This window comes from Paenibacillus sp. WC2504 (assembly GCF_052682475.1).
Genome location: NZ_JBQZFH010000001.1, coordinates 6,746,377 through 6,760,532, shown reverse-complemented (window position 1 = coordinate 6,760,532; position 14,156 = coordinate 6,746,377). Strand labels below are relative to the sequence as shown.

General features: G+C 47.6%; 9 protein-coding genes and 3 rRNA genes. All 12 read left to right on the top strand.

From position 1 onward, the window contains the following. The first annotated feature begins 1 nt into the window (after position 1). Positions 2-889, top strand: coding sequence for a carbohydrate ABC transporter permease (locus ACUN27_RS30565; RefSeq protein WP_326063843.1), 888 nt, complete (start codon positions 2-4; stop codon positions 887-889). 1 nt (position 890) lies between these two features. Continuing rightward, positions 891-1,730: a carbohydrate ABC transporter permease gene (locus tag ACUN27_RS30560; protein WP_315953432.1), complete on the top strand. Its 840-nt coding sequence runs from the start codon at positions 891-893 to the stop codon at positions 1,728-1,730. Next, positions 1,731-2,444 (top strand): copper homeostasis protein CutC, encoded by a 714-nt coding sequence (locus ACUN27_RS30555; RefSeq protein ID WP_315953433.1) that lies wholly within the window; start codon positions 1,731-1,733, stop codon positions 2,442-2,444. A gap of 10 nt (positions 2,445-2,454) precedes the next feature. Beyond that, on the top strand, positions 2,455-3,444 hold the full coding sequence (locus tag ACUN27_RS30550) for an ROK family protein (protein WP_445560138.1): 990 nt from the start codon (positions 2,455-2,457) through the stop codon (positions 3,442-3,444). Between the two features lie 51 nt (positions 3,445-3,495). Continuing rightward, positions 3,496-4,230, top strand: coding sequence for a glucosamine-6-phosphate deaminase (locus tag ACUN27_RS30545; RefSeq protein WP_445560137.1), 735 nt, complete (start codon positions 3,496-3,498; stop codon positions 4,228-4,230). A gap of 222 nt (positions 4,231-4,452) precedes the next feature. Further along, positions 4,453-5,271: a DUF6492 family protein gene (locus ACUN27_RS30540; protein WP_445560136.1), complete on the top strand. Its 819-nt coding sequence runs from the start codon at positions 4,453-4,455 to the stop codon at positions 5,269-5,271. Further along, positions 5,271-6,386: a glycosyltransferase family 4 protein gene (locus ACUN27_RS30535; RefSeq protein WP_445560135.1), complete on the top strand. Its 1,116-nt coding sequence runs from the start codon at positions 5,271-5,273 to the stop codon at positions 6,384-6,386. Before ACUN27_RS30540 ends, ACUN27_RS30535 begins: the two co-directional genes overlap by 1 nt. A 37-nt stretch (positions 6,387-6,423) precedes the next feature. Then, complete coding sequence (locus ACUN27_RS30530) at positions 6,424-7,764, top strand: sugar phosphate nucleotidyltransferase (protein WP_445560134.1); 1,341 nt, start codon at positions 6,424-6,426, stop codon at positions 7,762-7,764. Between the two features lie 168 nt (positions 7,765-7,932). Continuing rightward, on the top strand, positions 7,933-8,079 hold the full coding sequence (locus ACUN27_RS30525; RefSeq protein WP_315953438.1) for a hypothetical protein: 147 nt from the start codon (positions 7,933-7,935) through the stop codon (positions 8,077-8,079). Between the two features lie 443 nt (positions 8,080-8,522). Continuing rightward, positions 8,523-10,058: ribosomal RNA gene (locus ACUN27_RS30520) — 16S ribosomal RNA — on the top strand. 183 nt (positions 10,059-10,241) lie between these two features. After that, positions 10,242-13,283 (top strand): 23S ribosomal RNA (locus ACUN27_RS30515). Positions 13,284-13,411: 128 nt separating this feature from the next. Further along, a 5S ribosomal RNA gene (gene rrf, locus ACUN27_RS30510) occupies positions 13,412-13,528 on the top strand. Together the 16S, 23S and 5S rRNA genes form the textbook arrangement of a ribosomal RNA operon. Positions 13,529-14,156 lie beyond the last annotated feature (628 nt).

The following is a 14,156-nucleotide window of genomic DNA, read 5'->3' as shown; positions in this document are numbered from 1 at the left end:
TTTGAAATTGAGATTGAAACTATGGGAACCTTACTTGCTTATTGCTCCAGCTATCTTGATCCTGTTAGCTTTTTTTGCATATCCGCTGCTCCAGGGCTTGAAGTTAGCCTTCATGCACTATATCTTGTTTGAACCAAACGATGTTCGTTTTTCTGGTTTGGAGAACTTTAAAGCCATACTTACTGACAACAATATCGTTCGCATTTTGTGGAATTCCTTGCTGTGGGTCGTGCTGACGGTCGGTCTGCAATTCGTTCTCGGATTTATTCTGGCCCAGGCTTTGAATACGAAGTTTAGAGGAAAAAACATCTACCAATCGGTTGTATTTCTACCATGGGCGGTCTCTGCTTTTTTGATCGGGATGATTTTCAAGTGGATGTTCAGTGAGCAAAACGGTTTGATTAACTATCTGTTAATAAAGCTGGGAATCGTGGAGAAGGGCATTTCGTTTTTGGCGCTTCCTGGGATTTCGATATTTCCTATCATTATCGCGATGGTTTGGTACGGCGTACCCTTCTTTGGAATCATGCTGCTGGCCGCTTTGCAATCGGTGCCGAAGGATATTTACGAATCCGCAGATATCGATGGTGCCGGCCGATGGACGAAGTTATTCTTCGTGACCATTCCGTTCATTAAGTCGACGATCATCCTTACCGTTTTGCTTCGAGTGATATGGGTGTTCAACTCAGCGGATCTTATTTATATCATGACCAATGGGGGGCCAGCTAACACATCGCATAATCTGTCATCGTACATATTCAATCAGATTTCCTATACGACGGATTTCGGGCAAGCGTCCGCTCTTGGCGTACTCATGTTGATTATCCTAATTCTCTATACGTTAATTTTCCTTCGTGCAACCAAATATGACGATGCAGGTGATTTTTAAAATGACTTCCTTCGGACGAAAAACGACTCCTGAACTAGTTCGATTTGTTGTACTGTTGCTTTTTGCGTTAGGTACGCTGCTTCCTTTTTATTGGATTATGGTGACTTCTTTAAAAACAAGACAAGAAATATATAGCGGACAATTGACTTTGTGGCCCAAGGCACTGACGTGGGTGAACTATGTGGATACGCTGCAAAACACAAGTTTTCCCCGCTATTTATTGAACAGCTTTACAGTCAGCATGAGTAGTTCAATTCTGGTTCTGCTTGCTTCCATCTTGGGAGGATACAGTTTGGCCAGATATCAGTTTAAGGGTAAAAAATTTGTGCTCGTCTCCTTTTTGGCTACTCAAATGGTGCCGGTCATGGTCATCCTGGTGCCTTTGTTTATTACCTTTGGCCAAATCCATTTATTGAATAAGCTGCCCGCATTGATTATTACTTACACGGCGATGAATATCCCATTTTGCTTGATTACGATGTCCAGTTTCTTTCAGCGAATTCCGGTTTCTTTGGAAGAAGCGGCCATGATTGACGGCTGCAATAAATTCCAGACCATGTCTAAAGTTGTGCTGCCGATGATGCAGCCGGGTATCGTGGCGACATTTGTATTTGCTTTTATTGGTGCTTGGAACGATTTGTTCTTCGGGGTTATGTTCACAAACAGCGAATCTGCCAAGACGGTTCCTGTCGGTCTCAGCAGTTTTGTTCAGAAATTCGATATCAATTGGGGGCAAATGAGTGCGGCAGGCATCATATCACTCATTCCTGTCGTTATTATGTTTGCCATCGTGCAAAAATATATCGTTGCGGGTTTAACGCAAGGAGCAGTGAAAGGTTAGGTGAAGCGTGTGCTGCTCGAAGTTATTGCTACTAGTGTGAGGGACGTTATTGCAGCTGAACGGAGTGGTGCCGATCGGATCGAACTCATCACCGGCATGTTGGAAGGCGGGCTAACGCCAAGTTACGGGCTAATCGAAGCGGCGGTTAAAGCTACCAAGCTGCCCGTTCAGGTGATGATCAGACCTCACAGCTATTCTTTTTTCTATGATCGTCTGGATGTTGCTGCCATGATTACGGATATCCGCATGGTCAAACAACTTGGGGCGGCTGGCGTGGTGTTAGGTGCGCTGACTCCAGACCGGCGTCCGGATGTGGAAGTGTTGGCAAGATTGTTAGAAGAGGCGGAGGGGCTCTCCGTTACCTTCCATCGTGCATTCGATGAAGTTCGGGATGTTCATGAAGCGCTAGATGAGCTGGAGAAGTTCAAGCAAATCGATCGTATCCTTACCTCGGGCGGCAAACCCAATGTTTTGGATGCCGTTCAGGAGATGAAGCATCTGGTCGCTTGGAGTCAAAAGACGTCCATTCGGATTTTAGCGGGAAGCGGGCTTACGATTGCGTCCTTGCCTGCATTTGTAGCCGAAACAGGAGTTCAAGAAGTACATTTCGGAAAAGGTGTACGAGTGAATGGCGATCCGCTTAGCCCGATTGATCCCGTTCGGATCCAACAGATTAAAGAACATAGGTACGAGTCTACCAAGACAGATGTATGAAGGAGCAACTATGACAATTGACGGGTACTTTTTAGGGATAGATATTGGTGGAACCAAAATGTTGGCAGCCTTGGTGGACGCTCAAGGGCGTGTAGTAATCAAAGATCAACAGCCTACTTTGGCCGCTGAAGGTGAGCAAGAAGTTATTAGAAGGCTGATCCTTATGATTGAGTCGTTGCTGTCTTCTGTACCCAATCTTCATGCTCGCAGCATTTTGAGTCTAGGTATCGCAACTGCGGGTATACTTGATATGGATACGGGAACGATTGTTCTTTCAACAAATTTAGGTTGGAAAAATGTTGCCTTAGGGCCGATATTGGAACGGAAATTCGGTATTCCAGTCCGCTTAATCAATGATGCAAGTGCAGCAGCGTTGGGTGAGTGGATCGTTGGAGCAGGTAAAGGAACAGAGGACTGTTTGTATGTAACCGTGTCCACGGGAATAGGGGGCGGTGTCATAAGCGGTGGCCACTTGCTGCTCGGTGCTTCGAATAATGCAGCGGAGATCGGCCACATCAGCATTGATCGGAAAGGGCCTACATGCAAGTGCGGGAATAAAGGGTGTGTTGAGATGTATGCATCCGGCAATTCAATAGCACGTATAGCCGCTGAAGATATTATTGCAGGCAAGGTACTAACTGCACCGCTGGCCGAGATGGCCGGACATGATCCGAACAGGGTTACTGCGAAACTGGTGGCAGAAGCTGCCTCAAGCGGTGACCCTTATGCCATCTCTTTGCTGAAAGAGGCGGGGGAAGCGCTTGGGACCGCGATGGTGACGTTCATTCATTTGTTCAATCCGGAAATCATCATTTTCGGTGGCGGCGTGTCTCTAAGCGGGGACGTGCTCTTCGAGCCGATGTGGAACACGATTCAGAAACTTGGAATCGAAGATATGGTGAAGGATGTAAAAATGGCTCGCTCATCTCTCGGTGTAGATGCAGGGGCAGTCGGCGCCGCATTATTATGGAAGTATGAAAATCAAGCCGTTACCATTTAAATGGTATTATTGGAATCGTTAGCGAGGTAAAGGTAGGAGAGGAGAATTCGATTGAAAATTGAAGTGTTGCCAGCGGAAGAAATTAAAACTAGAGTTGCGGACCTGCTATCGGAACAGATTAAGCGCAAACCGACATCGGTGCTTGGCATGACAACGGGCTCATCACCTATAAAATATGGGATCTATCAAGAGTGGATCCGGCGGGAGCAAGCAGGTGAGCTTTCCTTTCATGAGTCGAAATTCATTAATCCTGATGAGCTTGTCGGCATTCCGGCTGATCATCCGGAGAGTTATCGAACCTATATGCAAGAGCATTTGTTTGGTCAGCTTCAGACGCTTCGATACGAGCCGCAAATTCCCGATGGCAGTTCAACGGATCTGAAGGCTGAATGCCTTAGATTTGATCAATTGTTAGCTGATCTAGGTTACGTCGATTGGCAGCTTATGGGGTTAGGCTTAAACGGACATATTGCTTTTATCGAACCAAGCAATCATATACCGGCGAAAACGTATGTTTCGCAACTGTTTGTAGAGAACAGACCTGTTCACTCGCCGCATTTTCGTTCAGAAGAAGAGGTGCCCAAGCAATCGATAACAATCGGTTTGGAAGCCGTTATGAAAGCGCGGAACATCGTTCTGGTTGCTACAGGCGACAATAAAGCCGAGATGGTGGCAAAAGCTTTTGCTGGGCCAATAACAACTAGCGTTCCAGCGTCATTTTTACAGCTGCATGCGAGTGCGACGGTTATTCTCGATGCTTCGGCTGCTTCGAAACTGTCGTTGTAACTAACCTTTGCTTTTAAGTGCCGTGAAAATCGCGGATTTTTCAATAAATTTATATTTTTAGGGGGTAAGCGGAGCTTACCCCTTATTTATTGTACTTGGTTCAAACGAGAAGAGAATGAGAAATCGTTAATGTTAAAAGGGCCGCTTTTTTTCCATATACCCATGCCATTTTTTCCATCGGACATATGATAATTCATACATTCGGTTAATGGAGATGAGTACATGCTGATGTCAGGAAGCGTCGCGTTGAGTAGTTCAACCCAAATTGATGTGTTAATCCCAGCGATCGAGAAGGATTTGGGAACACTTCCTATGGTGATTGATGCCGTACGGAAGTATGTGAAACATCCAATTGGTGAAATCATCATTGTTGCCCCGCGAAAGGCGAGAATTATGGAGCTTTGTCAACGAAAGGGATGCAGGTTCGTTCATGAGGACACAGTTCTCCCTATAACGAAGAAGGACATTCACTATGAATCCAAAACATGGGAGCGATCCGGCTGGCTTTATCAACAACTGCTGAAGCTTAACGGTGACAGGCTCTGCACATCCAAGTACTACTTGGTGATTGATGCGGACACAGTTCTCATTCGCCCGCATGTTTTTAAAGTAGGATCCAAGACCGTGTTTTATTGCCGGGACTGGAGTCAGAGTGAATATTTTAAAACCTATCGCAAACTAATGGGCAGAGGACGCTCGTCCCGTCGGTCGTTTGTTACCCACTATATGCTGTTTGAAAGAGAGAAAGTGGCAAAGCTGAAAAGCACGATTGAAGCGAAGCACAACAGAAGCTGGTATTCGGCTATTTTGGCCAGTATGAATAAATCCAAGCAGTTTGCTTTCTCGGAATTTGAAACTTACGGTAATTTCCTCTACGCGTCCGCTCCGCACAACATGATCTTGAAGTCGGCATTGAACAAAAGTTTAAGTCTGAACGCTTCACGCATTTCATCTACTGTCAGGGCTCTTGCGAGGCATTACAGATCAATTTCCCTTCATAAACGCAAGGGTTATGTAAAAGCCAGGAAGGTAAGGTCCTGATGACGTCTTATCATGTGACCTGGGAAGGACCTGTCCATAAAGCCAGTGGTCTTGGTTATGCGAGTAGAGCCTATGCACGGGCACTTACGCGCCAGGGTGTTGTGGTGAGTTGGGGATTGTCTGGTCCCAAAGGAAGGTCTGCTCATGGCAAAAAGGTGCTTATCTATAACCATCTTCCCAATCATATAAATTTCAAGGCGGCGCGAAGCAGATACGATACTATTATTCTGAACACGGTATGGGAGACTAGCAGAACGCCAAGGAATTGGCTGCCTAATATGAACAAATTCGATGCGATCTGCGTCCCCTCCCAGCATAACAAGGTGGCATTGCGAAATAGCGGTGTGAAGGTGCCGATTTATATTGTTCCTCATGGCGTAGATACGAAGGTTTTCCATCCTGATAATAAAAAGCTGTCACTACCGCGTGCGGCAGGTAAGTTTACGTTCGTGTCCGTATTTGGCTTCCAGCATCGCAAGAATCCAGAGGCTCTGTTAAGGGCGTACTGGGAAGAGTTTTCGTCTCAGGATAATGTCATTCTGGTTATCAAAACCAATGGATACGCGGCCTATGAGACAGAGCGATGGATAAAAAAGCAAATTCTGCAATACCAAAAGAGATTAGGTTTTCAAAAGCCAACAGCTCCCGTTGTCGTGATTGCACACCGACTTCTTGAAAGTCAGTTGAAAGGTCTTTACACGCTTGGCGATGCTTTTGTCCTTCCTACTCGTGGTGAAGGCGTCGGTTTGCCTTTTTTAGAATCGCTGGCTAGCGGTGTCCCTGTCATTGCGACCGGTTGGGGAGGGCAAATGGATTTCTTGACGACTCGTAATTCGTTCCTTCTCCCCTATCGGCTCAAAAGTCCTGCGGCTAGTATGAAAAGTCGGCATGCGATCTCGCGCTCATTCAGCTATCTGTTTGCCCAGAAAGGACAAAGATGGGCGGAAGCCGATCGGCATTCGCTAAGGCGGAAGATGCGGCAAGCCTACCAAAACCCTGAGCTTTGCAAGGAGAAAGGACGCCAAGGCCGAAGAGATGTACTTGATTTATCCTGGAATCGAGCAGGGGTGTTAATGAAGCAGGTTATAGAAAAGGTAATTCGTTCAAAGCACTAAGGGGAAGTGTTATGTCTCCCAGAAAGGGGCATTTGACTTGCGTATTGTACTATTGTGCGGTGGCTCTGGTAAAAGGTTATGGCCGTTATCCAACGAGATCCGCTCTAAGGTGTTTCTTAAACTTTTGAAATCGGACAATGGGACGAGAGAATCGATGATTGGACGCATATGCCGACAATTGGATGAAGTAGGTTTGCTACCATTCACGAGCATTATCACTCATAGCAGCCAAGTGGAAATTACGAGAAAGCATGTGGGCGAACACATTCCTATCATTAGCGAACCGTTTAAAAGAGGAACGTTTGCGGCTGTCGCACTGGCTTCCTGTTATCTGCATGAGCAGATGCAAGTAGATCCGAGCGAAACGATATGTATCCTCCCGGTGGACACTTTTGCGGATTCGGCGTTTTTCGGGATGCTTCATCGCTTTCCGGATATTCTGTCACAGTCGCAGGCGGAGCTTGCCCTTCTTGGAACGAAGCCTCAACACCCCTCTAACCAATTCGGCTATATTGTTCCAGAGCGTTTAATGGAGAAGGATGATTATGCCCTCGTTCGGCAATTCGTAGAGAAGCCTAATGAGCAATTGGCTGGCTTGTTGATTGAGCAGCATGCGTTGTGGAACTGCGGAGTTTTTGCTTTTAGTTTGAAGTATATGCTGGATCATGTGGCGAAAAAGGCGCTGCCTACTCAGGTTGACAAGTGGCTAGCCTGTTACGAGCAGCTTGCTACGGCAAGCTTTGATCAAGAGGTCGTGGAGCACTCTAACCATGTAGCCGTTATGGGGTATGAGGGTTTATGGAATGATTTGGGAAGTTGGAAGGCGATTACAGGTTATTTTGAGAATCAGGTCATTGGCAACGGCCGCATATCAGACGATTCCACCAATACACATATGATTAATGAGCTCCCCTATCCAATTGAAGTGATTGGCGTACCCGATGTGATTGTTGCGGCAAGTTTAGATGGTATTCTTATTGCTGCCAAGGATCAAGCTAATCTAATTAAGGATAAGTTAAATGCTGTACCTCAGTTTCCCAGATATAGAGAGAATAGGTGGGGGACCTGTCGGGTCTTGGATTTTTGGACGGATGAACAGGGAACGGAGGTTATGATTAAAAGAGTGGAGATGTCCCAAGGGATGCAAACGAGTTATCATCTCCATCACACACGGAAAGAGATCGTGACGATTTTATCGGGTGAAGCAGAAATCTTATTGGATCATAAACTGTACAGGCTTCATGCGGGCGATGTTAGACAAATTCCTATCAACGTTGGACATGGCATCAAGGCTGTCACCCAGCTTGAGTTGATAGAGGTTCAGTTGGGGATGGCATTGAAGGAGGACGATTGTCTTCGTTTGTTAAATAACTGGTAATTGTTGGAAATGAGCTTATCGCTGGTAGAATCGGCGCATGAGCTCTTTTGTGTTGTGCATCCACATTTTCAAACAAAATAGCGAAAAAATAGAACAAATACACGATACAAGATAGTTCGATCAGCCTGACGTACATATTTCGAAAAAGAATGCACCATTTTCAAACATATGTCTCGAGCATCAGGATCTGTGGAGATTTGCCGTGATGTCTACCTGCTTGCGCGCAGCAAGAACCATATCCGGGTTGTGTTCAACCGCCAGGAATTATCGGAAGATAAGCGACAAGCCACCATTCGTTGTGAGATTGAAGCATAATAAAAGCCCATACCCCTCAGCATGTTTTTGAGGGGCTTTTGTTTCATCGCCCATGAAAGTGACCGGCAAATGCAGAAAGTGTAGGCAAGAGTGAACATATATTTATATTGGAAAAATAAAACATTGCATTTCAATTATGATACATGGTATATTAGCAATCCGGTCGCAAGACAGACCGATTAAAGTTAATTTAAAAAAAGAAGTTGCAATATAAAAGTTAGTGTGGTATATTACTTTTCGCTGCTTCGGTAACACGGCAGCGAGCGAAAGAAATTGATCTTTGAAAACTGAACAACGAGTGAGTAAGCACAGTCGAGTAATCGACTATAAATGAGATGAATAATCTCGCTAGCAAGTCAATGAGCGCAATTCAGCTTAAAATATGGGCCCCGGAAAAGTAATCGGAATTCTCTTTGGAGGTTAACGTCACTTTTTTTGGTAACTTTATGGAGAGTTTGATCCTGGCTCAGGACGAACGCTGGCGGCGTGCCTAATACATGCAAGTCGAGCGGAGCACTTCGGTGCTTAGCGGCGGACGGGTGAGTAACACGTAGGCAACCTGCCTATAAGACTGGGATAACTATCGGAAACGATAGCTAAGACCGGATAACTGGTTTTCTCGCATGAGAGAATCATGAAACACGGAGCAATCTGTGGCTTATAGATGGGCCTGCGGCGCATTAGCTAGTTGGTAGGGTAACGGCCTACCAAGGCGACGATGCGTAGCCGACCTGAGAGGGTGAACGGCCACACTGGGACTGAGACACGGCCCAGACTCCTACGGGAGGCAGCAGTAGGGAATCTTCCGCAATGGACGCAAGTCTGACGGAGCAACGCCGCGTGAGTGATGAAGGTTTTCGGATCGTAAAGCTCTGTTGCCCTAGACGAACAGCAAGGCGAGTAACTGCGCTTTGTGTGACGGTATAGGAGAAGAAAGCCCCGGCTAACTACGTGCCAGCAGCCGCGGTAATACGTAGGGGGCAAGCGTTGTCCGGAATTATTGGGCGTAAAGCGCGCGCAGGCGGTTAATTAAGTTGGGTGTTTAAGCCCGGGGCTCAACCCCGGTTCGCATCCAAAACTGGTTGACTTGAGTGTAGGAGAGGAAAGTGGAATTCCACGTGTAGCGGTGAAATGCGTAGAGATGTGGAGGAACACCAGTGGCGAAGGCGACTTTCTGGCCTATAACTGACGCTGAGGCGCGAAAGCGTGGGGAGCAAACAGGATTAGATACCCTGGTAGTCCACGCCGTAAACGATGCATACTAGGTGTTGGGGATTCGATTCCTCGGTGCCGAAGTTAACACAGTAAGTATGCCGCCTGGGGAGTACGCTCGCAAGAGTGAAACTCAAAGGAATTGACGGGGACCCGCACAAGCAGTGGAGTATGTGGTTTAATTCGAAGCAACGCGAAGAACCTTACCAGGTCTTGACATCTGGGTGTAAGCACTAGAGATAGTGCCCCTCTTCGGAGCACCCAAGACAGGTGGTGCATGGTTGTCGTCAGCTCGTGTCGTGAGATGTTGGGTTAAGTCCCGCAACGAGCGCAACCCTTGATCTTAGTTGCCAGCACTTCGGGTGGGCACTCTAAGATGACTGCCGGTGACAAACCGGAGGAAGGTGGGGATGACGTCAAATCATCATGCCCCTTATGACCTGGGCTACACACGTACTACAATGGTCGGTACAACGGGAAGCGAAGCCGCGAGGTGGAGCCAATCCTTATAAGCCGATCTCAGTTCGGATTGCAGGCTGCAACTCGCCTGCATGAAGTCGGAATTGCTAGTAATCGCGGATCAGCATGCCGCGGTGAATACGTTCCCGGGTCTTGTACACACCGCCCGTCACACCACGAGAGTTTACAACACCCGAAGTCGGTGGGGTAACCCGCAAGGGAGCCAGCCGCCGAAGGTGGGGTAGATGATTGGGGTGAAGTCGTAACAAGGTAGCCGTATCGGAAGGTGCGGCTGGATCACCTCCTTTCTATGGAGACTCGGGTCTGAAACGACCCAGTCAAGTATCTTCGGATACACAATCGCTTATTCACTCGTGTTCAGTTTTGAAAGGTTAATCCTTTCAATGTTTTATCTTTGTTCCTTGAAAACTAGATAACGAAACAAAACGTAAAGTAAGAACTTAGGTAATATCTATACATGTTTTTTTCTAGGTTAAGCTAGAAAGAGCACACGGAGGATGCCTAGGCACTAGGAGCCGAAGAAGGACGTGGCGAACGACGAAATGCCTCGGGGAGCCGTAAGCAGGCTTTGATCCGGGGATGTCCGAATGGGGGAACCCAGCTGTGGTAATGCGCAGTTACTCATTACTGAATACATAGGTAATGCAGAGGCAGACCCAGGGAACTGAAACATCTAAGTACCTGGAGGAAAAGAAAACAAAAGTGATTCCGTCAGTAGCGGCGAGCGAAAGCGGAATAGCCCAAACCAAGGAGCTTGCTCCTTGGGGTTGTAGGACCTCATCATGGGGTTAGTTTGGTAGGCGAAGCGATCTGGAAAGGTCCGGCATAGAAGGTAAAAGCCCTGTAGCCAAAATCAAACGAATCTCCTAGAGGTATCCTGAGTACGGCGGGTCACGTGAAACCCCGTCGGAATCCGGCAGGACCATCTGCCAAGGCTAAATACTCCCTAGTGACCGATAGTGAAGCAGTACCGTGAGGGAAAGGTGAAAAGCACCGCGGAAGCGGAGTGAAAAAGAACCTGAAACCGTGTGCTTACAAAAAGTCAGAGCCCTCTATATGGGTGATGGCGTGCCTTTTGTAGAATGAACCGGCGAGTTACGTTCCCGTGCAAGGTTAAGTCGAAGAGACGGAGCCGCAGCGAAAGCGAGTCTGAATAGGGCGCTTGAGTACGTGGACGTAGACCCGAAACCGTGTGATCTACCCCTGTCCAGGGTGAAGGTGAGGTAACACTCACTGGAGGCCCGAACCCACGAATGTTGAAAAATTCGGGGATGAGGTGGGGGTAGCGGAGAAATTCCAATCGAACTCGGAGATAGCTGGTTCTCCCCGAAATAGCTTTAGGGCTAGCCTCGGATGTGGAGTTGTGGAGGTAAAGCACTGATTGGGTGCGGGGCCCGCCAAGGGTTACCAAGTCCAGTCAAACTCTGAATGCCACAAACTTAAATCCGGGAGTCAGACAGTGAGTGCTAAGATCCATTGTCAAAAGGGAAACAGCCCAGACCATCAGCTAAGGTCCCCAAGTGTGTGTTAAGTGGGAAAGGATGTGGAGTTGCACAGACAACCAGGATGTTGGCTTAGAAGCAGCCACCATTGAAAGAGTGCGTAATAGCTCACTGGTCGAGTGACTCTGCGCCGAAAATGTAACGGGGCTAAACACGCCACCGAAGCTATGGCTTGCATCACCTTCACTGCGTCTTTGAATCGTGGTTAGCCACGGGACATTAGCCAGAATCGACATTTAAAATTGTTCAAAGATTCTGGCCAAATGCTCCAGCTAAACACGCGGATTCAAAGCTGGAGTGAAGGTGATGCATGGGTAGGGGAGCGTTGTATGTACGTTGAATTCTGACCGTAAGGACAGGTGGAGCGCATACAAGTGAGAATGCCGGTATAAGTAACGAAAAGATCAGTGAGAATCTGATCCGCCGAAAACCTAAGGGTTCCTGAGGAAGGCTCGTCCGCTCAGGGTAAGTCGGGACCTAAGGCGAGGCCGAAAGGCGTAGTCGATGGACAACAGGTGGAAATTCCTGTACCACCGTAGCCGTTATGAGCGATGGAGTGACGCAGAAGGATAGTGACGCGAGCTGATGGATGCTCGTCCAAGCAGTGAGGCTGGTTAGTAGGCAAATCCGCTAACCGTAAGGCTGGGCTGTGATGGGGAGGGGAATTTTAAGTACCGAAGGTCATGATTTCACACTGCCAAGAAAAGCTTCTAGCCAGGCGAAGGTGCCCGTACCGCAAACCGACACAGGTGGGTGAGAAGAGAATTCTAAGGCGCGCGGAAGAACTCTCGTTAAGGAACTCGGCAAAATGACCCCGTAACTTCGGGAGAAGGGGTGCCTCGGTAGGGTGAATAGCCCGAGGGGGCCGCAGTGAAAAGGCCCAAGCGACTGTTTAGCAAAAACACAGGTCTGTGCGAAGCCGCAAGGCGAAGTATACGGGCTGACGCCTGCCCGGTGCTGGAAGGTTAAGAGGAGTGGTTAGGGGGTAACCCCGAAGCTATGAATTGAAGCCCCAGTAAACGGCGGCCGTAACTATAACGGTCCTAAGGTAGCGAAATTCCTTGTCAGGTAAATTCTGACCCGCACGAATGGCGTAACGACTTGGGCGCTGTCTCAACGAGAGATCCGGTGAAATTTTAATACCTGTGAAGATGCAGGTTACCCGCGACAAGACGGAAAGACCCCATGGAGCTTTACTGCAGCTTGATATTGGACTTTGGTACGATCTGTACAGGATAGGTGGGAGCCTTTGAAGCCTGAGCGCCAGCTTGGGTGGAGGCGCCGTTGGGATACCACCCTGATCGTATCGGAGTTCTAACCTGGTACCGTAATCCGGTATGGGGACAGTGTCAGGTGGGCAGTTTGACTGGGGCGGTCGCCTCCTAAAATGTAACGGAGGCGTTTAAAGGTTCCCTCAGAATGGTTGGAAATCATTCGCAGAGTGCAAAGGCATAAGGGAGCTTGACTGCGAGACCTACAAGTCGAGCAGGGACGAAAGTCGGACTTAGTGATCCGGTGGTACCGAATGGAAGGGCCATCGCTCAACGGATAAAAGCTACCCTGGGGATAACAGGCTTATCTCCCCCAAGAGTCCACATCGACGGGGAGGTTTGGCACCTCGATGTCGGCTCATCGCATCCTGGGGCTGAAGTAGGTCCCAAGGGTTGGGCTGTTCGCCCATTAAAGCGGTACGCGAGCTGGGTTCAGAACGTCGTGAGACAGTTCGGTCCCTATCTGTCGCGGGCGTAGGAAATTTGAGAGGAGCTGTCCTTAGTACGAGAGGACCGGGATGGACGTACCGCTGGTGTACCAGTTGTCTCGCCAGAGGCACCGCTGGGTAGCTATGTACGGAGGGGATAAGCGCTGAAAGCATCTAAGCGCGAAGCCCCCCTCAAGATGAGATTTCCCAGTATGTAAGACCCCTTGTAGACGACGAGGTTGATAGGTTCGAGGTGGAAGTGCAGCAATGCATGCAGCTGACGAATACTAATCGGTCGAGGGCTTAACCTATTCCCAACCAAGTGAAGATAAGCTTTGTAGCGAATTCCGAGTACTTGATTGGGGCCCAGAAACCCTAAGAATTCCACTTTACGCAAGTTTCGTATCTAGTTTTCAAGGCGCAAATCACGCTTTGTCTGTTTGGTGATGATGGCGGAGGGGACCCACGCGTTCCCATCTCGAACACGACCGTTAAGCCCTCCAGCGTCGATGGTACTTGAACCGCAGGGTTCTGGGAGAGTAGAACGTTGCCAAGCACACAGACTTCACTATAAAAGTGGAGTCTTTTTTTCTTTTTTTTGAACGTTTTCGATTATGCTAGCGGTGAACTTAGTTTAACGATATGGGAGTAGCTTGCCATCGTGGCAGCTACTAAAGAAGAAGTAAAGACAAAGCTGCTAGGTAAGTTTTTAATAAAATATGAAATATATAATAATTAGATTGACCTTCGGTTCAATCTAATTATTGGTTAACTGTTTTACGGGATAAAAATCGGGATGCATATGGCTATGTCTTAAGAATTGTACCTAGTTTTCAATATGATGATTTTGAGGTAGTTTATTGTAACAATAAAGGTCTATACATTGAAACTGATCCTGTTAACGATATGGTACTGTGGGTATCGGTATTTATAAATGAACTTGATAATCAAGACTATGGAAGTGAAAACTGGTAAAAATTCTTGGCCGCATTAGCTTAGGCTGTTGCGGTTTCTTTTATTTTGTTGGCTACCAGGGCCCAATAAAAACCAGCATTTAACCAATATCACACTTATTGTGGAAGGAGGGATTCGAAATAATGAAGAATATATCGTTTTTGCTTTAGGTGAAAGTGGCTCCCTTTTCCCCGCTAAAGGCAGAATAGTTCAACAAGAATGCCAGCATG